This is a genomic window from Enorma timonensis (assembly GCF_000321165.1).
Taxonomy (GTDB): domain Bacteria; phylum Actinomycetota; class Coriobacteriia; order Coriobacteriales; family Coriobacteriaceae; genus Enorma.
This window is the reverse complement of sequence record NZ_CAPF01000065.1, coordinates 1-24601: the sequence shown is the minus strand read 5'-3', so window position 1 is coordinate 24601 and position 24601 is coordinate 1. Positions and strand designations below refer to the sequence as shown.

Below are 24601 nucleotides of genomic sequence, written 5' to 3'. Positions count from 1 at the left end.
ATCGACAAACTTGACGGTTTTCAACGCGAAGGGCGTTTAGAAGGACGCTTCGCGTGTAGAGTTGTCAACTTTGTGCGTGAGGGGATCGACGGGATGCGGAGATAATCGCTACTTGCGATTGTTTGACAGCTTCGCTTGCCGTTTGTGGCGGCGCTGAGGCCGTTTGCCGATTGAGATGCCTTGCCGCAGCGAGTTTTCCACGAGGCGCAACCCACCTGAGCTGCGTGGTCAGATTCGTGCCAGAAACGTGCAAGAATCTACCATCTAGCTGGGAAAACGCATTCGCGCTACGCTGACGCCACGACCGGTGGACGGAGGTGCAGGATGGCGTTACGGCGTACGAAGGCATGGGGAGAGCTCCTGCAGCGTGTGAACGAGACGTTCCTTACGCGCCGTTGCTATAGCCCGGCGTCGTATGGGGAGGTGCAGATGCTGCGTCGGCATATTCGCGATAAGAGCATCGTTGAACCGTTTCTTCGGTTGTTCGCTCCCGGTGATGCGTGGGAGCAGCTCGCTCGTCTCGATCAAGAGCGATATGTGATTCGCGGCTATGCGTGGGCGCATCCGAACGCAGTGTTCTGCTCGTTGAGCGCGGCGGTGATGCATGGGCTTCCGGTCAGCTATTCGCTCTTGGGGACGTTGCACCTGTATGCCTCTTCGCCGAGCCAGCGCGGAGGGAAGCGTGTCGAGATGCGGTATCGACAGCATCCTTCATGTGTGAAAATCGACGACGTCCCCGTCGCATCGCTCGTAGAGGCAACCGTTGATTGCCTCTGCGCCTGCGATTTCGAGGATTCGCTTGCCATCGCGGACGGTTGTCTTCGGATCGCGCGCGCGGATGCGAGCTACTTGCAGCGGGAGGTAGAGGGCCTCGCGCACGGATGCAAGGGAGTCGAGAAGGCGCGCCACGTTGCACGATGGGCGGATGGGCGCGCAGAGAGCGGCGGGGAGTCCATAGCGCGCGCTGTCATGATACGCGCGGGGCTTCCACCGACTGATATTCAGCGTGCGTTTGACGACCCGCTCGAACCCAGGAAGTCGTATCGCGCCGATTTCGTATTCGAACTCACTGACGGCAAGACGGTGCTCGGCGAATTCGATGGCCGGGCGAAATATGAGGATGAGCAGCTGCGAGCGGGCTCGTCGACGATCGACGTGCTGCTGAAGGAGCGGCAGCGGGAATCTCGCTTGACACTCATGGATGTACGCATCGTGCGCTTCAACTGGAACGATGTGCGCACTCCAGGCCGCTTGGAGCAGATGCTCGCCGCGGCAGGCGTCACACGTGCGACGCTCGTGAGACCGTAACGTGGTAGTCACGATTCGTTCGCGTGTAAAGTTGACAAGTTTATGCGCGAAGGGCGTTGCGAGGGTGGCTTCGTAAACAGAGTTGACAAGTTTGTGCACGAGGCGCGCGGGGGGACGCCGTGCGGCGTGGCAGTGCGGCGCGAGATACACATTTCTCAAAAAGTATATCGACACACATAGTAGTATGTGTTACAGTGGCGCTAACGACGGACGGAATGACGTCCGCAGAGCTGGCACCAGGGAGGTGACGGTATGTCCACACGAGATGCGGTAAGCGACCTGATCCGGGGAAACATCGACGCGATCATCCTGTGCACGCTCAAAGAGGGCGACAGCTACGGGTACGAGATCCTGAAGGATATCGCTACGGCGAGCCACGGCGAGTACGAGATGAAGGAACCGTCGCTCTACACGAGCCTCAAGCGCCTGGAAGGGCAGGGGTTCGTCGAGAGCTACTGGGGCGATGAGAGCCAGGGCGCGCGGCGCAAGTACTACCGCGTGACGCCCACGGGCGCAGTCGAGCTCGAGGAGGCGACCGAGCGCTGGGTGCGCGTGCGCCGGATCATCGATAGGCTGCTCAAGCAGGACGGAGGAGACCGATGAGCGAATTGCGTATGTACGTCGAGCATCTCTTCGAGGGCCGGGTGCTTACGGCCGAGATGATCGAGCTGAAGGAAGAGATCTACGGCAACCTGGTCGCGCGCTACGAGGATTACGTGGCGAGCGGCATGAGCGAGGCGGAGGCGCTCGCGCGGGCGAAGGCGAGCATCACGAGCATCGATGACGTGCTCGCGGGCGATGACGACGCCTCGGGCGAGCCGGCGGGGACTGCGAAGGAGGAGCCCGCGGTCGCGGCCGCGCCGGGTAGCGCCGCGGCTCAGAACGCGACGGCCGAGCAGCCCGCGCCCGCGACCGTCGTCATGTCGGCGGCGGGCGATGCGGGCACCGCGACCGGGCAGGCGGGCGCTACGGCAGCGGGCACCGTGCCTCCCGCGCAGCCTTCGGGGGCGCCTGCAGAGAAGAAGGCGTCGTGGACGAAGGTGCTCGCGATCGCCGTGGCGGTGATCGCCGTGATCCTCGTGGCGACGGTGGTCTGGAACGTCGTGCTCGAGCCGGGCGGGGACTACATCGAGGACACGGTCGAAGATATCGTGGACGAGAGCACGCCGGGTGCGGGCCAGAACGGCCAGGGCGCGACGACGGGCGGGAACAACGCCTCGACCGATGCGACGGGCAACCAGCCCACGTTCAGCGATCCCGAGGACCAGCGCGAGTACGAGGCGACCTCAACGGTTCTGGGCGAGATCGACGGTCACGACTGCACGGGCCTCCAGGTGTACAGCAGCGAGAGCCAGCCCTCGGCGTCATTCTTCGAGAGCCTGCCGCTCGGTTCCTATGTGGCGGCGGACGACACGGCGAGCATCGATGCGACGAGCTTTACCGTGTACTACGCGAACGTCCCGGAGGACATCGACGGCGACGCGATTGACCGCGCGCTCGTATACAACGCGGTCGCGGCGTTCAGCGTCTATCCCAACCTGGAAACGCTCAACATCACGGTGCAGGAGCAGCACGACACATCCCACGACGCGGAGTCGTACTCCTTCACGCGCGGTCACCTCGAGAGCGCGTTCGCCAACGCGAGCGATGACGCTATCGTCCAGTTCAACAGCTCGCTCTTCGAGTCCGAGACGAGCTGGGACGTGGTGCGCCAGCAGATCGACCGCCACGAGTTCTGCGAGCACCAGGCCGACATCGCCGAGATCGGATAGGTCACAGGTAAAATAACCCCTGGGGTAAATTTACCTGTGGCGCGCGGCGCGCGTTCTGGTACACTTTATCCCAATGCAGTGATGGCCGGGCGAACCGGCGGCTGCACAGAGAGGATGGGAACATGAAGCGTTCGGCAAACATCGGATTCGCCACCGCCCCGGCGGCGCTCCGTGCCGCGCAGCTTCTAACCCTAGACGAGCTACTACTAGGCGCCGATACGCGTTAGGGTACTTCGTCCCGCTCTCACTTTCGGCATCGGAAGCACCCCATCGCGTATCAAGCCCGACGTGCAGGGCGCATCGCGACGGGGTGCTTCTCCTTATCCAGCGAACATATGCGATACGCCTCCTGCAACGCCATCTGCCCGGCAACGACCACAGGAGGAACCATGACCCGCAAGATCAACATCTTCGACACCACGCTCCGAGACGGCGAGCAGTCGCCCGGCGCGAGCATGAACACCGAGGAGAAGCTCATCATCGCGCGGCAGCTCATCCGCATGAACGTCGATGTCATCGAGGCAGGCTTCCCCATCTCGAGCCCGGGCGACTTCAAGAGCGTCGAGGAGATCGGCCGCATCGCCGGCGACGCCTGCACCGTCTGCGGCCTCACGCGCGCGGTGGACAAGGACATCGAGGTAGCGGCCGAGGCGCTGCGCACCGCCAAGCGTCCGCGCATCCACACCGGCCTGGGCGTGAGCCCGAGCCATCTGCGCGACAAGCTGCACCTCACGGAGGACGAGGCCATCGAGCGCGCCGTTCGCGCGGTGAAGCTCGCCCGCAACTTCGTGGACGATGTCGAGTTCTATGCCGAGGATGCCGGCCGCGCCGACCAGGACTTTCTCGTGCGGATCGTCGAGGCAGCCGTGAAGGCGGGCGCCACGGTGGTGAACATCCCGGACACCACCGGCTACAATCTGCCGTGGGCCTTCGGCGCGCGCATCGCCGACCTGCGCGAGCGCGTGGACGGCATCGAGGACGTGACCATCTCCGTGCACACCCACAACGACCTGGGCATGGCCACGGCGCTCGCCATCGAGGCGGTGCGCAACGGCGCCACGCAGGTGGAGTGCACCATCAACGGCTTGGGCGAGCGCGCGGGCAACACGGCGCTCGAGGAAGTGGTCATGGCCATCCGCATGCACGGCGAGGAGCTCGACGCGCACACCGACATCGTGACGCAGGAGCTCACGCGCGCCTCGAAGCTCGTGAGCTCCATCACCGGCATGACGGTGCAGGCGAACAAGGCCATCGTGGGCGCGAACGCCTTCGCCCACTCCTCCGGCATCCACCAGGACGGCGTGCTCAAGGCGCGCGACACCTACGAGATCATCGACCCGGCGGACGTGGGCGCCGGCGGCTCGCAGATCATCCTCACGGCGCGCTCCGGCCACGCCGCGCTGCGCCATCGCATGGGCGAGCTGGGCTTCACCTTCACCGACGAGGAGTTCGAGGACATCTACCAGGCATTCCTGGAGGTCGCGGACAAGAAGAAGGAAGTGTACGACGAGGATCTGGAGTCGATCGTCCACGAGCGCGAGCGCGTGAGCACCGCCGTGTGGAACCTCGACGCCGTGCAGGTCTCCTGCGGCTTCCCGCTCACGCCGACGGCCACCATCACGCTCACGAACATGGGCGGCGAGACGTTCACCGCGTGCGCGTACGGCACCGGCCCCATCGACGCGGCGTACAAGGCGGTCGATCAGATCGTCGCCGTGGCGAACGACCTGGCCGAATTCTCGGTGAAGGCCGTGACGCGCGGCATCGACGCGCTCGGCGAGGTGACGGTGCGCGTGACGGCCGAGAACGGCGAGGTGTACATCGGCCGCGGCTCGGACGGCGACATCATCGTGTCGTCGACGAAAGCCTACCTGAACGCGCTGAACCGACTCATCTCGGATCAGGCGAGGTAACCTTCCTTTGGCCAGTGCCCGGCGGGGCGGCGGCGCAGCCCCGCATATCATCCCGTGCTCAGACAGCGCTGCGCGAACTGCGCGCGGGACGATATGCGAGGCCGCGCCGCCGCATGGCGGGCACCGGCCGGCCGTAACCCGTGCGGCCTGATCCGAATTCGGGTTCAGAGGCCGCGTGAACACCAATTTATAATATGTTGTACTGGAGCTTCGAGGGTATTGGGATTGGAAACGATGTCGGAGGGTTTGGGTCGTTGCTGCTGAGCGATTCCGCAGCGAGCGAGGACTAGCGAAGGGGAGAACCCCCGAACCCCGGCAAGGAGTATCAGGAGGAATTGACATGCCACGACCGATGACCGTTGCCGAGAAGATCTTGGCCGCTCACGCGGGGCTCGAGGAGGTGCGGCCCGGGCAGCTCGTCGAGTGCGACCTCGACCTCGTGCTCGCGAACGACATCACGGCGCCCATCGCCATCGACGTGTTCCGCGAGCTCGGCGCGACCGAAGTGTTCGACCGCGACCGCGTGTGCCTCGTGCCGGATCACTACGCGCCGAACAAGGACATCAAGAGCGCCGAGCAGACCAAGAAGATGCGCGACTTCGCCCATGAGCAGAAGATCACGCACTACTGGGAGCAGGGTTGCGCGGGCATCGAGCACGCGCTGCTGCCCGAGACCGGCACCGTGGTGCCCGGCGACCTCGTGATCGGCGCCGACTCGCATACCTGCACGTACGGCGCGCTCGGCGCGTTCTCGACGGGCGTGGGCTCGACGGACGCGGGCGTGGGCCTCGCGACCGGTCGCGCGTGGTTCAAGGTTCCGCCCACCATCAAGTTCGAGATCGAGGGCGAGCTCACCGACGGCGCCACGGCGAAGGACGTCATCCTCCACATCATCGGCCTCATCGGCGTCGACGGCGCGCTCTACCAGGCCATGGAGTTCTGCGGCTCCACCATTCGGAACATGTCCATGGAAGGCCGCATGACCATCTCGAACATGGCCATCGAGGCCGGCGGCAAGGCGGGCATCATGGAGGTCGACGACGTGGCGCGCGCCTGGCTCGAGGGCCGCTGCCAGCGCCCGGCGGTCGAGTACCACGCCGACCCGGATGCCGAGTACGCGCGCGTGGTGCGCATCGACGCGGCGGACATCAAGCCGTGCGTGAGCTGGCCGCACCTGCCGAGCAACACGCATCCCGTGAGCGAGAGCACGCACATCGCCATCGACCAGGCGGTCATCGGGAGCTGCACGAACGGCCGCATCGAGGACATGCGTGCCGCCGCCGAGGTGCTGCGCGGCCGCCGCGTGGCCGAGGGCGTGCGCTGCATCGTGATCCCCGCCACGCAGGCGGTGTTCAAGCAGTGCATGGCCGAGGGCCTCGCCGACGTGTTCATCGACGCGGGCTGTGTCTTCTCGACTCCCACGTGCGGGCCGTGCCTGGGTGGGTACATGGGCATCCTCGCGGCGGGCGAGCGCTGCATCTCCACGACGAACCGCAACTTCGTGGGGCGCATGGGCGATCCGACCTCCGAGGTCTACCTCGCGAGCCCGGCCGTGGCCGCCGCGAGCGCCGTCGCCGGCCACATCGCCGCCCCCTCCGCCCTCTGAGTCATTGGGGACGGGTTCATTTGACTCACCGAGTCAATGGGGACGGGTTCAATTGACTCATGTTCGCCCATTCGCCCTTGTTCATAGCAGGAAGTAGGGAGTTCGCCATGCATTTCGAAGGCACGGTTTTCAAATACGGTCGCGACGTGGACACGGACGTCATCATCCCCGCGCGCTACCTCAACAGCTCGGATCACGCGCACCTGGCGGCGCACGCCATGGAGGACCTCGATCCCACGTTCCATGAGCGCGTCCAGCCGGGCGACATCGTGGTGGCCGAGGAAAACTTCGGCTGCGGGTCGAGCCGCGAGCACGCGCCCGTGGCGCTCAAGGCGGCGGGCGTGAGCTGCGTCATCGCCAAGAGCTTCGCGCGCATCTTCTACCGCAACGCCATCAACGTGGGGCTCGCCATCATGGAGTGCCCCGAGGCCGTCGACGCCATCGCGGACGGCGCGCGCGTGGCGGTGGACACCGAGACGGGCACCATCACGAACCTCGACACGGGCGCGACGTTCACCGCCGAGCCCTTCCCGCCGTTCATCGCCGAGATCATCGAGGCGGGCGGCCTGGTGGAGCGCACGAAGCAGCGTTTCGCCCAGACGGCCGATGCAAAATAACCCCAGGGGTATTTTTACATGTTTTTACATGGAGGGGGTTCGCATGCCGCTCGATAACCCGTTCGCATCTGGAGCAAGCTCGAGGAGTTGGAGTTGTAACGTGAGGAAGACCTATCGCATCTGCACGCTGCCGGGAGACGGCATCGGGCCGGAGATCATGGCGGAGGGCAAGAAGGTGCTCGCCGCCGTGGGCAAGCGCTTCGGCGTGGAGTTCGCTTGCGAGGACGCGCTCATCGGCGGCGCGGCCATCGACGCGACGGGCAGCCCGCTGCCCGATGAGACGCTCGATGCGGCGCGCGCATCGGACGCCGTGCTGCTCGCGAGCGTCGGCGGCCCCAAGTGGGACACGACCGACCCCGCGGCGCCTCGCCCCGAGCAGGGGCTGCTCAAGATCCGCAAGGAGCTCGGGCTCTACACGAACCTGCGCCCCGTGCAGATCTTCTCCGCGCTCGCGGGCGCGTCGACGCTGCGCCCGGAGGTCGTGGACGGCGTGGACATGATGATCGTGCGCGAGCTCACGGGCGGCCTGTACTTCGGCCGGCGCGAGCGCTTCTATGACGAGCCGGGGGCGGGCGCGGACGGCAAGCCCGGCCAGCGCGCCTACGATACGCTCGAGTACCGCGAGTACGAGGTGGAACGCATCGCGCGGCAGGCGTTCGAGGCTGCGCGCAAGCGCCGCGGCAAGGTGTCGAGCGTGGACAAGGCCAACGTGCTCGAGACGAGCCGCATGTGGCGCGAGATCGTCCACCGCGTGCACGACGCGGACTACCCGGACGTGGAGCTCGAGGACGTGCTCGTGGACAACGCCGCCATGCAGCTCATCCATCGCCCGGCCACGTTCGACGTCGTGGTGACGGAGAACATGTTCGGCGACATCCTCTCCGACGAGGCCGCGCAGATCACGGGCTCGCTCGGGATGCTCGCGAGCGCGAGTCTGGGCGACGGCGTGGCGCTGTACGAGCCGAGCCACGGCAGCGCGCCGGACATCGCCGGCCAGGGCATCGCGAATCCGCTCGCGCAAATTCTCTCCGTGGAGATGATGCTGCGCTACAGCTTCGACATGGGCGAGGCGGCCGATGCCGTGCGCTCCGCGGTGACGTCCGTGCTCGATGCAGGGCTGCGCACGCGGGACATCGCGGACGCGGAGACGCCTGCGGAGTGCGTGCTCGGCACCGCTGCCATGGGCGATGCCGTGGTGGAGCGCATCTAAGGGCGCATGCATCGGCTCATAGTGCTTCTACGTGGGGCTCTCGCGCAGACGGGAGCCCCGATTCATGACCCCATTTCGGAGGCGATGGGCTATCTGCTCTGCCTATGGATAAGTATGATATGATGTCATATCATATGAGTGAGAGGAGGCCGCCTTGAGCACGATCGGGGTTCATCCAAGGATTGCGCAGCGACATCCGGAGGTTACGCCGGACGATGTCGCCGCCGCGATGCGCGGGATGATCAGCTATCGTCAGCGACCTACCGGCGAATGGCTGGCGGTCGGCCTCGACGGCAGGGGGCGGCTTGTGGAACTGGTCTACCAGTACGACGAGGAGGACGATTTCTTCTTCGTGTTCCATGGTATGACCCCGCCGAGCGGCAAGACGCTCCGCGAGCTAGGATTGGAGAGGTGAGAAGCATGAACGTTTCCGAGTATATGAAGAAGCACGGCCTCACCGACGCCGACCTCGATGCGATGGCCGCGCCCTACGAAAGCGGCGACTACCCGAGCGGGGATGGTGAGGTTTTCACCGGCTCTCACCTCGACGCGGTGGGGAAGCGGCGTGTGACGGTCATCTATGACGCTCGCGACACGCAGCGCGTTGCTGCGATAGCCCGTAGCAGGGGTGTCAAGACCTCCGAGGTCTATCGTGACGCGCTTGCCTACTACCTCGCTGCTCAGGCCTAAGAACACAACGATTCCTCCGAGGAACCAAGGCGGGTCTTGCTTCGCCTCGCCTATGGGCAAAGCCCTCGAGGAATTGCTCAGGATGAAAAACAACAATCTCTTTCCCCATGCGTTCACCTCCGCAACGTGGCGGCTGGCATTCCATGAAGAGCGGGCCTCGGCACCAGGGGGTATCATATGTGTTCGAGAAGAACCTGAAAGGCGAGTACGCTACCGATGGGGGCATGGATTTGAACCCGGCGTTTGCGAAGGTGGAGAATGCGGGCGAGTCTGCTTCCGTCTAAAACCGCCCGCGCGGATCGGCTGCGGAGAAGTCGATGTAGAAGATTTCGACCTCTTCCCGCTCTACATCGACGGCATAGTACAGCGTGAAAGGCGTGTCGGGAATATCGATGTGGCGACAGGGGGCAGGCGGCCGCGCAGCGGGGTAGTCGGGGGCATATACCGCGCCCAGATAGGGGTAATCCTCCAAAAGCTCGACGTATGTCTCGATGCGCTTGAGCACGCGTTCGGAATACACGTGCTCCTCGATAAAGTCGAGGACGCTGTTTGCAAGCGTTACGCGGCACGTCATGCGCGCCAGCCCTTGCGGTCGCGCACGGCGGCAAAGGCATCGGCTGCAGGTGTGGTATCGCCGTTCTGGAAATCCTCGATGCCGCGCAGGATGCCATCGTATACGCGTTGCTCGCGTTCACGCGTTGCCGCTCGTTCTGCGACCATGCGATCGAAGGCGTCCGAGTCCATGATCACCGCGCATGCTTTGCCGTTTTTGGTGAGATACATCGGATTCTGAGAGCGTCTGAGCTCTTCGAGCATGGCATTCGGATTGCGATTGAAATCGGTGAGCGATGCTATGGCTGGCATGCGATCCCCTCTCCATATGCTTGTTCAGCGATTCGAGCTCATGATAGCATGAAATTCACTGAGAATAATATGCCTGTCGCCCGCTCGCTACCCCAGCATCGTCGCGAGCGCGCGCACGATGGCGTCGGCGGCGGCGGAGACCTGCGCGGCGTCTTTGACCTGCAGGATGACCTTGCCGCGGATGCCCAGCTCGGCGATTTCGGCGAAGTAGACGGTGGGGCCGCTGACGACGGGCGACACCGAGGACGCCGCCTCGCGCGCGCAGTCGATGATGCGCTGGGAGAGCGCGTCGGTGCCCGTGAGCTGCGCATCGCGCTTCGCGGCGTCGTCCCCCGTGCTCGTGCGCGGGATGGTGAACGGCACCGTCACGCGGTTCGCCGGCAGCAGGTGCACGAGCGCTGTCGTGGAGATGATGGAGTTGGGGACGATCACCGTCTGCCCCATGCTGTCCTTGATGGTCGTGTGCCGCCACGTCACGTCCTGCACCACGCCGCTCTCGCTCCCCACCTCGATGTTGTCGCCGGGCTTCACGATGCCCATGAGCGTGACCTGCAGCCCGCCGATGAGGTTGGCGAGGGTGTCCTGGAAGCCGAGGGAGACGGCGATACCGCCGACGCCGAGGGCTGCGATGACCGAGCTCGTGTTGATGCCGAAGCACGAATCGAGGATGATGCTCACGCCGATGACCCAGATGATCGCCCGCACGATGTTGGCGATGATGCTCACGGTGGGCAGCGGGCTCTCGTCGCGGCGCAGGACGTGCCGAAGCGCCCGCACGGCGAGCCGCGAGGCGACGAGCGTCGCGATGAAGATGACGCACGCCCAGAAGATGCTTCGGAACAGGGAGCTCTCGAGCAAGCCCTTGACCACGGTGATGATGTCCTGCATGTTGCTCCTCTCGCGTGCGCGAGCGACGAGGGGCGTTCTCGCCAGCCGCTCCGGCTGCGCATGAGCTCGACGCGGCATTCGCGCGCCGCGCATCCTCGTTACCCGTAACGGTCATTCTACCCATCTCACGTTTGTCCTCATGGCGGGATATACTGGGCTCGAGCAGATGAAGACGGAAGGAACGAAGATGGGTGAGCGACGGCAGGAAGCGGCGGCGTGCGCGTATGAAGAGGCGGCGCGGCACGGGCACATGAGCCCCGACCGCATCGAGGTGCGCGGGGCGCGCGTGCACAACCTCAAGAACATCGACGTGGACATCCCGCTCGGCGAGCTCGTGGGCATCGCGGGCGTCTCCGGCTCCGGCAAGAGCTCGCTCGCGCTCGGCACGCTCTATGCGGAGGGGTCGCGCCGCTACCTGGACGCGCTCTCCACCTACACGCGCCGGCGCATCGCGCAGACCGGCCGTGCCACGGTGGACGAGGTGCTCCACGTGCCCGCGGCCCTCGCCCTGCGCCAGCGCCCGGGCATCCCCGGCGTGCACTCGACATTCGGCACCTCGACCGAGCTCCTCAACTACCTGCGGCTTCTGTTCTCGCGCCTGGGGAGCCACGTGTGCCCCAACGGCCACCACGTCCCTCCCAGCATGGACGTGGCGCTCGGCCGGGCGACCGTCTGCCCGGTGTGCGGCGTGGAGTTCATGGAGCCGGGGGCGGAGGACCTCGCCTTCAACAGCGCGGGCGCCTGCCCCACCTGCGGCGGCACGGGTATCGTGCGCACGGTGGACGAGGCGTCGCTCGTGCCCGACGAGTCCATCAGCATCGACGACGGCGCCGTGCTGCCGTGGGGCTCGCTCATGTGGGACCTCATGAAGCAGGTCTGCGGCGCCATGGGCGTGCGCACGGATGTGCCGTTTTGCGAGCTCACGCCCGAGGAGCGCGACATCGTGTTCCACGGCCCCGCGGTGAAGAAGCACATCCTGTACCGGTCCAAGAAGGGTGACGACTTCGCCGAGCTCGACTTCACGTACTTCAACGCCGTCTACACCGTGGAGAACGCGCTTTCCAAGGTGAAGGACGAGAAGGGCTTGGCGCGCGTGAGCCGCTTCCTGCGCGAGGACGTCTGCCCGGATTGCGGCGGCACGCGGCTCTCGCAGGCGGCACGCGGGCCGGTGGTCGACGGCATGAACCTGGGCGACGCCACGCGGATGACGCTCGACGAGCTTGCCCGCTGGGTGCCGCGCGTGCCCGGCCTCATGCCCGTGGAGATGCAGCCCATGGCGCAGTCCATCGTGGCGGAGATGCGCGAGCCCATAGAGCGCCTGCAGCAGCTGGGGCTCGGCTATCTCTCGCTCGACCGCGCGAGCTCGACGCTCTCCACGGGCGAGCGGCAGCGCGTGCAGCTCGCGCGCGCGGTGCGCAACCGCACCTGCGGGGTGCTCTACGTGCTGGACGAGCCGTCGATCGGCCTGCATCCCTCGAACGTCGAGGGGCTGCTGGGCGTGGTGGACGATCTTTTGGACGACGGCAACTCGGTGGTGCTCGTGGACCACGACGTGCGCGTGCTGCGGCGCGCCGACCACCTCATCGAGATCGGCCCGGGGTCGGGTGCGAACGGTGGCCGCGTGATCGCGCAGGGCACGGTCGCGGACGTGGAGGCGAGCCCGGAGACGCGCATCGGCTCCTTCCTGACGGGGAAGCGGCGCGTGCGCACGCGTGAGCGCGCCCGGGCGGACGAGGTGTGCGCGCGCGGTGCGGTGCGGCTTGCGACCGATGCCATCCACACCGTGAAGCCGCTTGAGGTCGAGATTCCGCGCGGACGGCTCGTCGCGGTGACGGGCGTCTCGGGCTCGGGCAAGACCACGCTCGTGCTCGAGAGCCTCATCCCCGCGCTCCGCGCCAGCCAGCATGCGAAGAACCCGGATGCGGCGGTGCCGATGCCCGTGCACGTGCGCTCGTGCGACCCGGGCGGCATCGAGCGCGTGAACCTCATCGACGCGACCCCTATCGGGGCGAACGTGCGCTCCACGGTGGCGACGTACTCGGGCGTCATGGACGACCTGCGCCGCGCCTTCGCGAAGACCCCCGACGCGCGTGAGCGCGGCCTCAAGGCGGGCGCGTTCTCCTACAACACCGGGTCGCTGCGCTGTCCCACCTGCGACGGCACGGGGCAGATCTCGCTCGACGTGCAGTTCCTGCCCGACGTGGACATCCCGTGCCCGGATTGCGGGGGCTCGCGCTACGCCCCGGAAGCGCGCGCGGTGCATCTCGCGGGCGACATCAGCCTGCCGGAGCTGCTGGGCTACACCGTGGACCAGGCGCTCGAGGCGCTCGGGGAGACGCGGCTCACGTCCGCGAAGACGAAGCTCGGCATCCTGCGCGACCTCGGCCTGGGATACCTCACCCTGGGAGAGGCCACGCCGGTGCTTTCCGGCGGCGAGGCACAGCGCCTCAAGCTCGCGAGCGAGCTCACGCGCAACCAGGAGAACGCGCTCTTCGTGTTCGACGAGCCCACGATCGGCCTGCACCCGCTCGACGTGGAGGTGCTGCTCGGCGTGCTGCAGCGGCTCATCGACAACGGCGCCACGGTGGTGGTGATCGAGCACGACCTGGACATGATCGTCAACGCGGACTACGTGATCGACCTGGGCCCCGGCGGCGGGGAAGCGGGCGGGCGCATCGTCGCGGCGGGCACGCCCGAGGAGGTCGCCGCCTGCGCGGAGAGCGTCACCGGCCGCTACATCGCCGAGGAACTGTCCTGATAGATTCGTTGGGAGGGGGGTTGGTTGGGGACGTGTTCCTTTCAACCTTTTTTTCGCTGGCCTACGGATGAATGGGTTGAAAGGAACACGTCCCCAACCAACCCCTCGACAGGTACAATGTTCAGGTTGCATGCATGGTAGATCCAAGGAAGGAAGAGCATGATCAAGGACATCGTGAAGGATAGGGACTTCCTGAGCCAGCCGGCCGAGCCCGCGACCGCCGACGACGCCGAGGTCGCGCAGGATCTTCGCGACACCATCGAGTCGCTCGAGGATTGCGTCTGCCTCGCGGCGAACCAGATCGGCTCGCGCAAGGCGGTCATCGCCTACGAGGACAACGGCCGCATCGCCGTGATGTTCAACCCCAAGATCAAGATGGCCGCGCAGCCCTACCGCGTGCAGGAGAGCTGTCTTTCGCTCGAAGAGGTGAGCGAGGTGAAGCGCTTCCAGATGATCTCCGTGGGCTACCAGGTCATCTCGAACGGCAAGCTCGTGAGCCGCACGAAGCGCCTTTCCGGTTGGACGGCCGAGCTCGTACAGCACGGCATCGACCACTGCGCCGGCAAGCTCGTCTAGCACGGCCGCGGGGAGGGGAGCACGGGATGACGGAGGCGGAGCTGCGCGCCGCGCAGGAGCTCATCGAGTTCATCGAGGCCTGCCCGAGCGCGTTCCACGCGGCGGCGACGGCATGCGCGCGCCTGGAGGCGGCGGGTTTCACGCGCCTGCGCGAGGGCGATGCCTGGGAGGTCGCGCCCGGCGGCCGCTATTTCGTCGAGCGCAACGGCTCGAGCGTCATCGCCTTCGCGGTGGGCGCGCACGCCGCGGAGCCCGACCGGTTCCACTTTCAGATCACCGCCGCACATGGTGATTCGCCCACGTTCAAACTGAAGGCCGCGCCCGAGCTCGGCGGCGAGGCGGGCTACCGGCGCCTCTCGGTCGAGGCGTACGGCGGCATGCTCGACTACACCTGGTTCGACCGGCCGCTCTCTATCGCCGGGCGCGTGCTCGTGCGCACGGGCGCCGACCAGGACGCGGATGCCCCCGCGGGCGTGGAGAGTCGCCTCATCGCGCCCGACCGCGACCTCGCGCTCATCCCGAGCCTCGCTATCCACCTCGACCACAGCCAGAACAAGGCCTTCTCGCCGAACCGCGCCCGCGACCTCTTCCCGCTCATCTCGGCGGGCGAGCTCGACGAGGGCGCGTTCGTGGAGCTCATCGCCCATGAGGCGGGGGTCGCTGCGACCGATGTGCTCGGCTTCGACCTCTTCTTGGTGAACCGCGTGCCCGGGCGCGTGTGGGGCGCGGCGGACGAGTTCGTCTCCGCGCCGCGCATCGACGACCTCATGTGCGTCTTCACCTCCCTTCGCGCGTTCCTCGCCGCCCGCAACGACGCGGCGGTGCGCGTCTGGTGCTGCTTCGATAACGAGGAGGTGGGGTCGAACACCAAGCAGGGCGCGATGTCGACCTTCCTGCCGGACACGCTTGCGCGCCTCGCCGCGTCGCTCGGCCGCACGCCCGAGGAGTACCGCCGCGCGCTCGCGAAGTCCATGCTCGTGAGCTGCGACAACGCGCATGCGGTGCATCCCAACCGGCCGGACGCGTGCGACCCGTCGAACCGCTGCCGCATGAACGGGGGCATCGTCGTCAAGGAGGCGGCGAACCAGCATTACTGCACCGATGCGTTCAGCCGCGCGGTGTTCATGGCCATCTGCGAGCGCGCGGGCGTCTCCGTGCAGGCCTATGCGAACCGCAGCGACATGGCGGGCGGCTCGACCCTGGGCAACCTGTCGAACATCCAGGCGAGCATGCACGGCGTGGACGTGGGCTGCGCGCAGCTCGCCATGCATTCCGCCTATGAGACGGCGGGTGCGCGCGACGTGCTGCTCGCGGAACGCGCGCTGCAAGCGTTTTTCGAGGCGGACCTGCGCATCGACGGGGCGCACGCCGCCGCGCTGTAGCTGCGCCTTGGCGGAGAAGCCCCCGCTTCTGTGCACGGCATGGAGGGCGATTAACGGCTGCACGCGCGGGGTATCCCTGCTGTGCCGCCATGGTGCAGTCTGATCGAAGGCACCGCTTCGCGCGGCGGGAAAGGAGCGAGCCCGATGGGCGATACGCAGGTAGGTTGGACGAAGCACATACCCACCCCGCAGCCTTCCGCGCCGGGGAACCCCATGCCTGGGGACGCCCCCTCGTCGGTCGAGGAGCGGTTCGTGCGGCTCGAGCGCACGGCGCGCCGCGGCAAGATCGCCACGGCGGTGCTCGCGGGCGTCGCGGTGGTGCTCATCGTGGTCGTCGTCGTGCTCGCGAACGAGCTCGTGTCGCAGCGCTCGCTCGTATCCGAAGCCCTGAGTGCGGCGCAGCAGAGCCAGCAGGCGACCGGTGGCCAGACAAGCGACGACGATGCGATCGATGCCATCACGCCGAGCACGGACGATAAGGACGCCACGGATGACGATGCCGCCGTGGACGACGATGCCTCAGATGAGGACGTGCTGCGCGCGGCGGATCTTTCGGACATCCTGAACGAGAAGTGGTCGAACGCCCAGCGCATCCTCGAGGCGCGCGGCATCGATCTCGCCGACCTCGTGATCGTGACCGATGACGGCGGCATGGTGTTCGATCCGGGCAATTGGACGGTCGTGCTCGTGACCGATCTGGACGAGCCCGGCAAAGTGGCCGTGCACCTCCGGCACGACATCGACTGGTGGTTCTAACGCCGTCGGTAAACACGGACAAAACGATGCGCCGGGAGTGTATGGCCCCCGGCAGTTCCAGGGTATAACTCCCCCAATTCGCTGCACCGCCGCCTGGCGGTATCTACCGGGAGGGAGTCCCCATGAAGTGCCCTGTATGCAAGGACGTCACGCTGCTCATGAGCGAGAAGAACGGTGTCGAGATCGACTACTGCCCGGAGTGCCGCGGCATCTGGCTCGACCGTGGCGAGCTCGATAAGATCGTCGACCGTGCCCGCGGGGCGCGCGCCGACTACCGCGATGACGATCGCCGCGAGTACCGGGACGAGCGCTACGACGATCGTCGCTACGACGAGAAACGCTATCGCGAGCACAAGAAAAAGAAGAGCCCCATGTCCGCGCTCGGGGACATCATGGAGATCTTCGGCGGGGAATAGACGGGCTGCCGGGCGACGGAGCGGGGCGCGAGCCCACTCAGCGCCGCACCCTGAGCGCCTGCAAGCGCGTTTTCAACTCGGGATCGATCCGGCGGGATTCGCGCGCCTTCTGGAGCGACGCGTTGTGCGTCCATGCATCGATGATGGTCGACCCGTCCGCCCGGCGCTCCTCGAAGAGCGGCAGGGTCGCTTCGGGCTGCTTGATGAGGGCATAGGAGAAGTACCACGCCCGCGCCATGTTGACGTAGTATTCCGGCCGCGCGATGGCGGCGACCCACCGGAGCTGCTCGGGTTCGAAAGCGTCGCCGAGGTAGAGCTCCATGAGCTGGGTCACGGCGAAGCGCACGAGGTACTCCGTGCCGCCGCCCGTCGCGCGCATCCATGCATTGAGCCGCTCGAGCACGCGGGGAAGGTCGCGCTTGAACGCGGGCACGCGGATGAGGTCTGAGGTCGCCCAGTTGTCGACGGCAGGCAGGAACGCCTCGAGCAGCGAGAACGCCTCCTCCACGGTGCCCGCGGCGTGTCCGATGAGCTCGGCATGGAGGTTCATCTCGTCGTACGTGCCGTGGGGAAGCGGCTGGTCCAGGAAGGCGAGCGCCTCGGCGCGCCGGTCGCGCCAGAGCGCACGGGCGAACTTCCGCAGCGCGGGTATGCGCACGCCGAGGATCCGGTCGGGCGCGACCGTGGGCACGAGCTTCGCCTGGAAGTCCCGGTATGCGGGGTCTGCGATCGCTTCGAGCCCTGCACGTATGTCCATAGTGCCTCCTTAGCTGTCGAGGCTACAAGAAAAGGCGCGGGAGCGCGCGGGGCACAGCGACCCACCGCACTCCCGCGCCTTCAAACGCTTGCGCTCCAACCGGTCTAATTGAGCAGCATGCGGTCGTTCGCGAGCTCGCCGCCCGAGACCTCCTCGAACTTCTGCAGCAGGTCGCCCACGGTGAGCGCCGCCTTCTCCGCGCCCCGGACATCGTAGATGATGCGCCCCTCGTGCATCATGATGAGGCGGTTGCCCAGGCGGATGGCGTCGTTCATGTTGTGCGTGACCATGAGCGTGGTGAGGTTGTGCTCGGCCACGATCTTCTCGGTGAGCTCGAGCACCTTCGCGGCGGTCTTGGGGTCGAGCGCCGCGGTGTGCTCGTCGAGCAGCAGCAGCTTGGGCTCCACAAGGGTCGCCATGAGCAGGGTGAGCGCCTGGCGCTGGCCGCCGGAGAGCAGGCCGACCTTGCTCGTGAGGCGCTTCTCGAGCCCGAGCCCGAGTTCGCGCAGGCGATCGGCGTACCCCTCCTTCTCGGCGCGCGTCACGCCCCAGGCGAGCGTGCGGGTCTTGCCGCGGCGGCGCGCCATGGCGAGGTTCTCGACTATCTGCATGTCGGCGGCCGTGCCCATCATGGGATCCTGGAACACGCGGCCCAGGTAGCGGGCGCGCGCGGGCTCGGAGAGCCGGGAGATGTTCTTGCCGTCGAGGGTGATGGTGCCCGCGTCGATGGGGTACACGCCGGCGATCATGTTCATGAGCGTCGACTTGCCCGCGCCGTTGCCGCCGATGACGGTGACGAAGTCGCCGGCCGCGAGGTGCAGGTTGCAGTCGATGAGCGCGCGCTTCTCGTTGACGGTGCCCGCATTGAACGTCTTGGAGACGCCGTTCATGGTCAGCATGGGTTATCGCCCCCCGTTCGAGGAATCGGCCGCGCCGCTCGCGGGCGACGCTTTGAGGGCGCGCGCGTACGAGCGCCTGAGCTGGTAGCGCTCCCAGACCACCGGAATGCAGAGGGCGAGCGCCACGATGACGGCCGAGATGAGCTTCATGTCGTTCGCGTCCATGCCCATCTGGAGCACGATGGCGCGGATGAGGAAGTACACGATCGAGCCGACCACCGCGGCGGTGAGGCGGCTGCCGAAGGAGCGGAGCTTGCCGGGGGTGAGGCGGCCGAGCACCTCGCCGATCACGATGGCGGCGAGGCCGATCACGATGGCGCCCGTGCCCATGCCGATATCCGCGTAGCTCTGGCTCTCGCACACGAGGCCGCCGGAGAGGCCCACGAGGCCGTTGGAAAGGGTGAGGGCGATCATCTTCGTGACCTTGGTGTTCACGCCGAGCGCCCGCACCATGGCCTCGTTGTTGCCGGTGGCGCGGCACGCCGAGCCGATCTCGGTGCCGAAGAACCAGTAGAGGCCGGCGATGAGGATGACCGCGAAGACGAGGCCGATGAGGATCGAGGCCACGTTCTGCGGCAGCCCGGTGGCGTCGGTGACGGTGGAGAAGAGCGTGTCCACGCGCAGAAGCGGCGTGTTCGACTTGCCCATGATGCGCAGGTTCACCGACCACAGGGCGATCTGCGTGAGGATGCCCGCGAGGATGGCGGGAATCTCGAACACCGTGTGGAGGAAGCCCGTCACGGCGCCCGCCACCATGCCGGCGAGCATCGCGGCGAAGATGGCGAGGACGGGGTTGACCCCGCCCACGACGAGCACCGCGCACACGGCGCCGCCGAGCGCGAAGCTGCCGTCCACGGTGAGGTCCGCGATGTCGAGCAGCTTATAGGTGATATAGACGCCAAGGACCATGACGCCCCAGAGAATGCCTTGCGAGACGGCACCAAGCATGGCGAGCCCCATGAGCTTCTCCCTCCTCTATTGCCAAACGAACCCCGATGGGCGCGCCCACCGGGGTCGATGCAAGTACTTCTTGCATAAAATACGCCGAAAGTGTATCACGTTGCGCATGAAATGCCACCCAAGGCGCCTTCTGTAATGGTTCAGAAACGCGCAAGGGCTGCTCAAGGGCACATCCTGCCAAAGTAAAATAACCCCAGCGACTTTTTTACATCTGCGCGCGCGGTGGCGCGGTCGATGTCAAAGAGTCGCTGGGGCAATGGCGCGTGCGCAGCGGATGCGCGGCGGATGTAAAAAAGTCGCTGGGGTAAATTTACATCACGCGGAGACGTCCTCGGCGCCCTGCTCGACGATCGCGGAGACGTCGATGCCGAGCTCGTCGGCCGTTTCCTGGTTATACACGAGGTCGCACTCATCGGCGCTCATGGTTTCGATGGGCATCTCAGCGGGGTCTGCGTCCTCGGTGAGGATCTGGACGGCCATCTCGCCCGCGCGGTAGCCCAGCTCGTAGTAGTTGATGCTCACGGACGCGAGGCCACCCGCCTCGACCATGCCCACTTCGCCGCAGATTGTGGGGACGCCGGCGGCGTTCGCGATGCTCGCCACCTGCGTCATGGCGGCGGCGATGGTGTTGTCGGTGGGGGTGTAGACGGCGTCGACCTGACCGACCATCGATTCCACGACGGACTGGATCTCGTTCGAACTCGAAACGGTGTAGCGCTCGTGCGCGATGCCGGCCGCGTCGAGCTCCTCCTCCGCGAGCGCGATCTGGATCTCGGAGTTGCTCTCGGCGGTGCAGAAGAGCAGGCCGACGTTCGACGCGTCGGGCACAAGCTGCTGGAGCAGGGCGATCTGGTCGGCGACCGGGTTCATGTCGGAGGTGCCGGTGAGGTTGCCGCCGGGGGCATCGTTCGAATCGACGAGGCCGGAGGCCGCGAAGTCGGTGATGGCGGTGCCGACGATGGGGATATCGCTCGTCGCGCCGAGGGCGGCCTGTGCAGCCGGTGTGGCGATGGCCAGGATAAGATCGCTGCCGTCGTTCACGAAGGTCTGGGCGATGGTCTGGCAGGCGTTCTGGTCGTTCGAGGCGTTCTGCTGGTCGGCGTCGTAGGAGATGCCGGAGTCATCGAGCGCGGCGATGAAGCCCTCGTTGGCCGCATCGAGCGCGGCGTGCTGCGTGAGCTGCAGGATGCCGATCTTGTACGTCGTGCCGGAGGCGGCTCCCGAACCGGCCGCGTCGGCGTTGTCCTCTCCGGAGCAGCCGGCGATGCCGAGCGTGCCGAGTGCGAGCGCTCCAGCGCCCGCGAGGCCGGCTGCGAAGCTGCGACGGCTGATGTTCGTGTGTTCCATGACGGTCTCCTTTTCCATGTGCGGTGCAGGAACGGTCCGGGTGGGGTGCCGACCTCACCCGGGAAGCTAGACGATCTTCGGGTTATCGAGGATGCCGAGGTCGACACCGCAGGCATCGGCGGATGCCTGGTTGGCGATGAGCGTGCACTCGCTCGCGTCGAGGTACTCGATGGGCATGTCCGCCGGGTTCTCGCCCTCGGTGAGGATGCGGACCGCCATCTCGCCCGCCTTGTGGCCGAGGTCGACGTAGTTGATGCTGTAAGAAGCGGTGCCGCCGTCCTCGACCATGGTGTCGCAGCCCACGATCACGGGCACGCCCGCCTCGTCGGCGATGGAGGAGACCTGCGCCATGGCGGCCGCGATGGTGTTATCCGTAGGGGCGTAGATGGCGTCGACCTTGCCCACGGCGGTCTCCACGACGGACTGGATCTCGTTCGAGCTCGAGACGGTGAACTCCTCATAGGGGAGGTCGTAGCCATCGAGCGCCTCCTTGGCGAGGTCGACCTGGATGGTGGAGTTGCTCTCGGCCGTGCAGTAGAGGATGCCCGCGGTCTTGCAGTCGGGGACGAGCTTGACGAGCAGGTCGATCTGATCGGAGACGGGGGTGAGGTCGGAGCTGCCGGTGACGTTGCCGCCGGGGGCGTCGTTCGAGCTCACGAGGCCCACGGACTCGAAGTCGGTGATGGCCGAGCCCACGATGGGGATCTCCGACGTCGCGGCGGCGACCGCCTGGGCGGCTGGGGTGCCGATGGCGAAGATGAGGTCGCTGCCATCGTTCACGAACGTTTGCGCGATGGTCTGGCAGGCCGTCTGGTCGTTCGAGGCGTTCTGCTGGTCGGCGTCGTAGGAGATGCCCGCCTCGTCGAGCGCCTTGATGAAGCCCTCGTTCGTCTGATCGAGCGCCGCATGCTGCGTGAGCTGCAGGACGCCGATCTTATAGGTCTTGCCGTCCGAAGCGGACGCGCTCCCCGCGGAGCCGTCCTCCTTCGTGTCCTCGCTACCGCATGCAGCGAGCGGCAGCGCGCTGGCGGCGGCGAGGGTGGCGATGAGGCCGCGACGACTGATTGATGGCTGATACATGGCTTCCTCCGATAACGCGGGGCGGGCACCGTTTGCTGCCCGCCGTCGATATGATGGAATTGGCCCCGATAGGGTCAGGTTCCCCCATCATAGCGACCGCCCCTCGCGAACCCCGAGGGCGCACGCTACGTCACTAACTCTTAACGTAGGGCGCCGGCGCGGAGTCCGTTGCAGCCTGGCCGGGTGCGATGCGCAGGTCGCCCTGGCCGTCGATGCAGGAGAGGTTGGCCAGGCGGTCGAGTCTGAGCGTGCGCGCGACGGCCACGAACCCGATCTCCATGTCGAGCGAGGTGCCCTGGACGAACACCTCCCCATGGGATTCGTACAGACCCGTCGGCTGCATGCGCTGGCGCTTGCCAAAGCCCCGGGGCGGGTCGGACGGGTGCGCGGGCGAGCGGTGGCGCGAGCCGCGATCCGGCACAAGCACCTCGCGCGCGAGCTCGAAGGCGATGGGGGCGTCCTCTGCGATCGCGTGCCGTACGAGCGCCTCGGGGCTGTCGACGTAGAAGCGCCTCTCCGTGCCCTCGCGCTTCGATGCAGGGCAGCCTGCGGGTGCGGGCTCGTCCGGGGCCTTCGGCGCGAGCGCGGCGCGCTGGGTCGGGGAGGCGAAGTGCAGGATACGCTCGATGAGGTGCCTGCGCTGGGCGGGGCTCAGCAGGCGGCTGCTCGCGAGGGCGCGCACGGCGAGCTCCGCGTCGCGGTCGCCGAGCGGGTGCTCCACGAGGGCGTAGCCGCGGCGCCCGCGGGTGATGATCTTGAAGCCCGCGGCGCGCAGCGTGTCGATGGAGGAGCGCACCGCGCCGCGGCTCGCCGTGAGCACCGGGGTGCCGGGGTCGTCGGGTGCCGCGAGCAGCGCCCTGATGCGGTCGGTGGTGATGCCGTGGTGCGCGTCGGTGCGCTCCTCGAGGATGTTCAGGATGAAAAGCGTCCTGAGGACGCCCATCGAGACGCGGCCGTGTGGTCCGCCCGTGCGGTCGGCTGCGTCCTCAGGCTCACTCGCGCCGCCGAGCGCCCCGTCGGAGTCGCGCTCCGTGCCGGGAATCTCCGCATCTTCCCCCTGCAGGCGACCTTCGTCCTCGGGAACCGTCCGACCCATGGTTGTTCGCATGATGACCCCTTTCGCGCGCTCGATGCAGCGAGGGTAGTCGAAGCGGCGTCCTAAACCGAAACCGCCCGCCGGACGGTGCGTTCCCGTCGGCGGGCGGTGGGCGGTTTTCTCAACATGGCACGAATCTCGCATGCCCCTGGCAGCTGTCGGATTCGTGCAAGGTCGGCGGGGTGGTTAGAACTCGGCGTTCCCCACCGTGCGCGGGTGCGGGATGACGTCGCGGATGTTGCCCACGCCCGTGAGGTACATCACGAGGCGCTCGAAGCCCAGGCCGAAGCCCGCGTGCGGGCAGGTGCCGTAGCGGCGCAGGTCGAGGTAGTACCGGTACTGGCTCGCGTCCATGCCCAGCTCGGCGATGCGGCGCTCGAGCACGTCGGGCCGCTCCTCGCGCTGGCTGCCGCCGATGATCTCGCCGATGCCCGGCACGAGGCAGTCGGCGGCGGCGACGGTCTTGCCGTCGTCGTTCAGGCGCATGTAGAAGGCCTTGATCTCGGTCGGGTAGTCCGTCACGAACGTCGGGCGCTTGAAGTGCTGCTCGGTGAGGTAGCGCTCATGCTCGGTCTGCAGGTCGATGCCCCAGCTCACGGGGTAGTCGAAGGCGTGCCCGTCGGCCACGGCGCGCTCCAGGATCTGAACAGCCTCGGTGTAGGTCACGCGCGCGAAGTCGGAGCTCGCCACGTGCTCGAGGCGGTCGATGAGGCCCTTGTCCACGAACTTGTTGAGCATGCCGAGCTCGTCCGGGCAGCGCTCCTGCACGTCGCGGATGACGTACTTCAGCATGGCCTCGGCCAGGTTCATGTCGTCCTCGAGGTCGGCGAAGGCGATCTCGGGCTCGATCATCCAGAACTCGGCGGCGTGGCGCGTGGTGTTGGAGTTCTCGGCGCGGAACGTCGGGCCGAAGGTGTAGACGTCGCCGAAGGCCATGGCGAAGTTCTCGGCGTTGAGCTGCCCCGAGACGGTGAGCGACGCGGGCTTGCCGAAGAAGTCCTGGCTCCAGTCCACCTCGCCGGCGGTGAGCGCGCCATCCGAGGCGGCGGCCTGCTCCGCGCTCACGAGCGGCGGGTTCGCGGGGTCGATGGTGGTGACGCGGAACATCTCGCCGGCGCCCTCGCAGTCCGAGGTCGTGATGATGGGCGTGTTCACGTACACGAAGCCGCGCTCCTGGAAGAAGCGGTGGATGGCCGCGGCGGCAACGGAGCGGATGCGGAACACGGCGCGGAAGAGGTTCGTGCGCGGGCGCAGGTGCTGCTGGGTGCGCAGGAACTCGACCGTGGCGCGCTTCTTCTGAAGCGGGTAGTCCGGCGCGGAGGGACCCACGACCTCGATGGACTCCGCCGTGAGCTCGAAGGGCTGCGGCGCGTCCGGGGTGAGCTTGAGGGTGCCCGTCGCGGAGATGGCGGCCGAGACGTTCTGATGTGCGATGTCGTCGTAGTTGGCGAGCGTCTCGCGGTTCATGACGATCTGCAGGTCGCGGAAGCAGCTGCCGTCGTTCACGGTGACGAAGCCGAAGTTCTTCATGTCGCGGACGGACTTGATCCAACCGGCGACGGTGACGGTGCTGCCCCCCAGCTCCTCGGCCTGGGCGTAGAGCTGGGCGATCTTGGTGCGGTTCATGTGGTGCTCCCTCGGTACCTTCTGTGCACATGCAACCTTCTCATAATAGCAGCTACCGCCGATAACGAGTCAATGGGGAC

The 24601-nt window shown here is 66.7% G+C and carries 24 protein-coding genes; 14 read left to right on the top strand and 10 right to left on the bottom strand.

The annotated features are described in order from the left end of the window. Nucleotides 1-429 precede the first annotated feature (429 nt). The 9 genes from BN423_RS07845 (at nucleotide 430) to BN423_RS07805 (ending at nucleotide 9116) form a co-directional block, all read left to right on the top strand. Nucleotides 430-1308, top strand: coding sequence for a hypothetical protein (locus BN423_RS07845; RefSeq protein ID WP_232385539.1), 879 nt, complete (start codon nucleotides 430-432; stop codon nucleotides 1306-1308). 252 nt (nucleotides 1309-1560) lie between these two features. After that, nucleotides 1561-1911: a PadR family transcriptional regulator gene (locus BN423_RS07840; protein ID WP_019239710.1), complete on the top strand. Its 351-nt coding sequence runs from the start codon at nucleotides 1561-1563 to the stop codon at nucleotides 1909-1911. Then, nucleotides 1908-3080, top strand: coding sequence for a permease prefix domain 1-containing protein (locus tag BN423_RS07835; RefSeq protein WP_154820264.1), 1173 nt, complete (start codon nucleotides 1908-1910; stop codon nucleotides 3078-3080). Before BN423_RS07840 ends, BN423_RS07835 begins: the two co-directional genes overlap by 4 nt. Before the next feature lie 389 nt (nucleotides 3081-3469). Further along, nucleotides 3470-4993, top strand: a complete 1524-nt coding sequence (locus BN423_RS07830; RefSeq protein WP_019239709.1) for a 2-isopropylmalate synthase — start codon at nucleotides 3470-3472, stop codon at nucleotides 4991-4993. A gap of 340 nt (nucleotides 4994-5333) precedes the next feature. Beyond that, entirely contained in the window at nucleotides 5334-6599 is a 1266-nt protein-coding gene (gene leuC, locus BN423_RS07825; RefSeq protein WP_026089046.1) for a 3-isopropylmalate dehydratase large subunit, read from the top strand. 107 nt (nucleotides 6600-6706) lie between these two features. After that, nucleotides 6707-7216 (top strand): 3-isopropylmalate dehydratase small subunit, encoded by a 510-nt coding sequence (locus tag BN423_RS07820; RefSeq protein WP_019239707.1) that lies wholly within the window; start codon nucleotides 6707-6709, stop codon nucleotides 7214-7216. Nucleotides 7217-7316: 100 nt separating this feature from the next. Further along, on the top strand, nucleotides 7317-8426 hold the full coding sequence (gene leuB, locus BN423_RS07815; RefSeq protein WP_019239706.1) for a 3-isopropylmalate dehydrogenase: 1110 nt from the start codon (nucleotides 7317-7319) through the stop codon (nucleotides 8424-8426). Between the two features lie 154 nt (nucleotides 8427-8580). Beyond that, nucleotides 8581-8841 carry a hypothetical protein gene (locus tag BN423_RS07810; protein ID WP_019239705.1) on the top strand — a complete coding sequence of 87 codons (261 nt, stop codon included), beginning with the start codon at nucleotides 8581-8583 and terminating at the stop codon, nucleotides 8839-8841. Between the two features lie 5 nt (nucleotides 8842-8846). Further along, nucleotides 8847-9116 (top strand): hypothetical protein, encoded by a 270-nt coding sequence (locus tag BN423_RS07805; protein ID WP_019239704.1) that lies wholly within the window; start codon nucleotides 8847-8849, stop codon nucleotides 9114-9116. Nucleotides 9117-9396: 280 nt separating this feature from the next. Here the strand turns inward: BN423_RS07805 and BN423_RS07795 are convergent, their stop codons facing one another. The 3 genes from BN423_RS07795 to BN423_RS07785 form a co-directional block, all read right to left on the bottom strand. After that, a complete protein-coding gene (locus BN423_RS07795) occupies nucleotides 9397-9690 on the bottom strand; it encodes a hypothetical protein (RefSeq protein WP_019239702.1) in 294 nt (97 codons plus the stop codon). After that, on the bottom strand, nucleotides 9687-9980 hold the full coding sequence (locus BN423_RS07790) for a type II toxin-antitoxin system Phd/YefM family antitoxin (RefSeq protein WP_019239701.1): 294 nt from the start codon (nucleotides 9978-9980) through the stop codon (nucleotides 9687-9689). The genes BN423_RS07795 and BN423_RS07790 overlap by 4 nt, the downstream gene beginning before the upstream one ends. An 87-nt stretch (nucleotides 9981-10067) precedes the next feature. Further along, the gene (locus BN423_RS07785) at nucleotides 10068-10868 is read right to left on the bottom strand and encodes a mechanosensitive ion channel family protein (protein WP_019239700.1); all 801 of its coding nucleotides are present in this window, start codon (nucleotides 10866-10868) and stop codon (nucleotides 10068-10070) included. 187 nt (nucleotides 10869-11055) lie between these two features. Here BN423_RS07785 and BN423_RS07780 point away from each other — a divergent pair, with 187 nt between their 5' ends. The 5 genes from BN423_RS07780 to BN423_RS07760 all read left to right on the top strand — a co-directional run bounded on the left by BN423_RS07780 (nucleotide 11056) and on the right by BN423_RS07760 (nucleotide 16756). Next, nucleotides 11056-13626, top strand: a complete 2571-nt coding sequence (locus BN423_RS07780) for an excinuclease ABC subunit UvrA (protein ID WP_019239699.1) — start codon at nucleotides 11056-11058, stop codon at nucleotides 13624-13626. 159 nt (nucleotides 13627-13785) lie between these two features. Then, entirely contained in the window at nucleotides 13786-14202 is a 417-nt protein-coding gene (locus BN423_RS07775; protein ID WP_019239698.1) for a peptide deformylase, read from the top strand. A 26-nt stretch (nucleotides 14203-14228) separates the two neighbouring features. Next, a complete protein-coding gene (locus tag BN423_RS07770) occupies nucleotides 14229-15584 on the top strand; it encodes a M18 family aminopeptidase (RefSeq protein ID WP_019239697.1) in 1356 nt (451 codons plus the stop codon). A gap of 213 nt (nucleotides 15585-15797) precedes the next feature. Continuing rightward, complete coding sequence (locus BN423_RS07765) at nucleotides 15798-16340, top strand: hypothetical protein (RefSeq protein WP_232385538.1); 543 nt, start codon at nucleotides 15798-15800, stop codon at nucleotides 16338-16340. Between the two features lie 122 nt (nucleotides 16341-16462). Continuing rightward, a complete protein-coding gene (locus tag BN423_RS07760; RefSeq protein WP_019239695.1) occupies nucleotides 16463-16756 on the top strand; it encodes a TFIIB-type zinc ribbon-containing protein in 294 nt (97 codons plus the stop codon). Nucleotides 16757-16793: 37 nt separating this feature from the next. Here the strand turns inward: BN423_RS07760 and BN423_RS07755 are convergent, their stop codons facing one another. The 7 genes from BN423_RS07755 to asnS form a co-directional block, all read right to left on the bottom strand. Beyond that, the gene (locus BN423_RS07755; protein ID WP_019239694.1) at nucleotides 16794-17513 is read right to left on the bottom strand and encodes a DNA alkylation repair protein; all 720 of its coding nucleotides are present in this window, start codon (nucleotides 17511-17513) and stop codon (nucleotides 16794-16796) included. A gap of 104 nt (nucleotides 17514-17617) precedes the next feature. Then, the gene (locus BN423_RS07750; protein ID WP_019239693.1) at nucleotides 17618-18412 is read right to left on the bottom strand and encodes an ABC transporter ATP-binding protein; all 795 of its coding nucleotides are present in this window, start codon (nucleotides 18410-18412) and stop codon (nucleotides 17618-17620) included. Nucleotides 18413-18415: 3 nt separating this feature from the next. Continuing rightward, a complete protein-coding gene (locus BN423_RS07745; protein WP_019239692.1) occupies nucleotides 18416-19372 on the bottom strand; it encodes an ABC transporter permease in 957 nt (318 codons plus the stop codon). A 315-nt stretch (nucleotides 19373-19687) separates the two neighbouring features. Beyond that, complete coding sequence (locus tag BN423_RS07740; RefSeq protein ID WP_019239691.1) at nucleotides 19688-20719, bottom strand: ABC transporter substrate-binding protein; 1032 nt, start codon at nucleotides 20717-20719, stop codon at nucleotides 19688-19690. A gap of 66 nt (nucleotides 20720-20785) precedes the next feature. After that, nucleotides 20786-21799 carry an ABC transporter substrate-binding protein gene (locus BN423_RS07735; protein ID WP_019239690.1) on the bottom strand — a complete coding sequence of 338 codons (1014 nt, stop codon included), beginning with the start codon at nucleotides 21797-21799 and terminating at the stop codon, nucleotides 20786-20788. A gap of 133 nt (nucleotides 21800-21932) precedes the next feature. Further along, the gene (locus BN423_RS07730; protein WP_232385537.1) at nucleotides 21933-22907 is read right to left on the bottom strand and encodes a hypothetical protein; all 975 of its coding nucleotides are present in this window, start codon (nucleotides 22905-22907) and stop codon (nucleotides 21933-21935) included. 174 nt (nucleotides 22908-23081) lie between these two features. Then, entirely contained in the window at nucleotides 23082-24521 is a 1440-nt protein-coding gene (gene asnS / locus BN423_RS07725) for an asparagine--tRNA ligase (protein WP_019239688.1), read from the bottom strand. Nucleotides 24522-24601: the final 80 nt, after the last annotated feature.

Bases quoted from the DNA above. Each gene is read 5' to 3' on its own strand.
- BN423_RS07845 (WP_232385539.1), top strand. From the start codon at position 430: ATGCTGCGTCGGCATATTCGCGATAAGAGCATCGTTGAACCGTTTCTT.
- BN423_RS07840 (WP_019239710.1), top strand. From the start codon at position 1,561: ATGTCCACACGAGATGCGGTAAGCGACCTGATCCGGGGAAACATCGAC.
- BN423_RS07835 (WP_154820264.1), top strand. From the start codon at position 1,908: ATGAGCGAATTGCGTATGTACGTCGAGCATCTCTTCGAGGGCCGGGTG.
- BN423_RS07830 (WP_019239709.1), top strand. From the start codon at position 3,470: ATGACCCGCAAGATCAACATCTTCGACACCACGCTCCGAGACGGCGAG.
- leuC (WP_026089046.1), top strand. From the start codon at position 5,334: ATGCCACGACCGATGACCGTTGCCGAGAAGATCTTGGCCGCTCACGCG.
- BN423_RS07820 (WP_019239707.1), top strand. From the start codon at position 6,707: ATGCATTTCGAAGGCACGGTTTTCAAATACGGTCGCGACGTGGACACG.
- BN423_RS07805 (WP_019239704.1), top strand. From the start codon at position 8,847: ATGAACGTTTCCGAGTATATGAAGAAGCACGGCCTCACCGACGCCGAC.
- BN423_RS07795 (WP_019239702.1), bottom strand. From the start codon at position 9,690: ATGACGTGCCGCGTAACGCTTGCAAACAGCGTCCTCGACTTTATCGAG.
- BN423_RS07790 (WP_019239701.1), bottom strand. From the start codon at position 9,980: ATGCCAGCCATAGCATCGCTCACCGATTTCAATCGCAATCCGAATGCC.
- BN423_RS07785 (WP_019239700.1), bottom strand. From the start codon at position 10,868: ATGCAGGACATCATCACCGTGGTCAAGGGCTTGCTCGAGAGCTCCCTG.
- BN423_RS07780 (WP_019239699.1), top strand. From the start codon at position 11,056: ATGGGTGAGCGACGGCAGGAAGCGGCGGCGTGCGCGTATGAAGAGGCG.
- BN423_RS07775 (WP_019239698.1), top strand. From the start codon at position 13,786: ATGATCAAGGACATCGTGAAGGATAGGGACTTCCTGAGCCAGCCGGCC.
- BN423_RS07770 (WP_019239697.1), top strand. From the start codon at position 14,229: ATGACGGAGGCGGAGCTGCGCGCCGCGCAGGAGCTCATCGAGTTCATC.
- BN423_RS07765 (WP_232385538.1), top strand. From the start codon at position 15,798: ATGCCTGGGGACGCCCCCTCGTCGGTCGAGGAGCGGTTCGTGCGGCTC.
- BN423_RS07760 (WP_019239695.1), top strand. From the start codon at position 16,463: ATGAAGTGCCCTGTATGCAAGGACGTCACGCTGCTCATGAGCGAGAAG.
- BN423_RS07755 (WP_019239694.1), bottom strand. From the start codon at position 17,513: ATGGACATACGTGCAGGGCTCGAAGCGATCGCAGACCCCGCATACCGG.
- BN423_RS07750 (WP_019239693.1), bottom strand. From the start codon at position 18,412: ATGCTGACCATGAACGGCGTCTCCAAGACGTTCAATGCGGGCACCGTC.
- BN423_RS07745 (WP_019239692.1), bottom strand. From the start codon at position 19,372: ATGGGGCTCGCCATGCTTGGTGCCGTCTCGCAAGGCATTCTCTGGGGC.
- BN423_RS07740 (WP_019239691.1), bottom strand. From the start codon at position 20,719: ATGGAACACACGAACATCAGCCGTCGCAGCTTCGCAGCCGGCCTCGCG.
- BN423_RS07735 (WP_019239690.1), bottom strand. From the start codon at position 21,799: ATGTATCAGCCATCAATCAGTCGTCGCGGCCTCATCGCCACCCTCGCC.
- BN423_RS07730 (WP_232385537.1), bottom strand. From the start codon at position 22,907: ATGCGAACAACCATGGGTCGGACGGTTCCCGAGGACGAAGGTCGCCTG.
- asnS (WP_019239688.1), bottom strand. From the start codon at position 24,521: ATGAACCGCACCAAGATCGCCCAGCTCTACGCCCAGGCCGAGGAGCTG.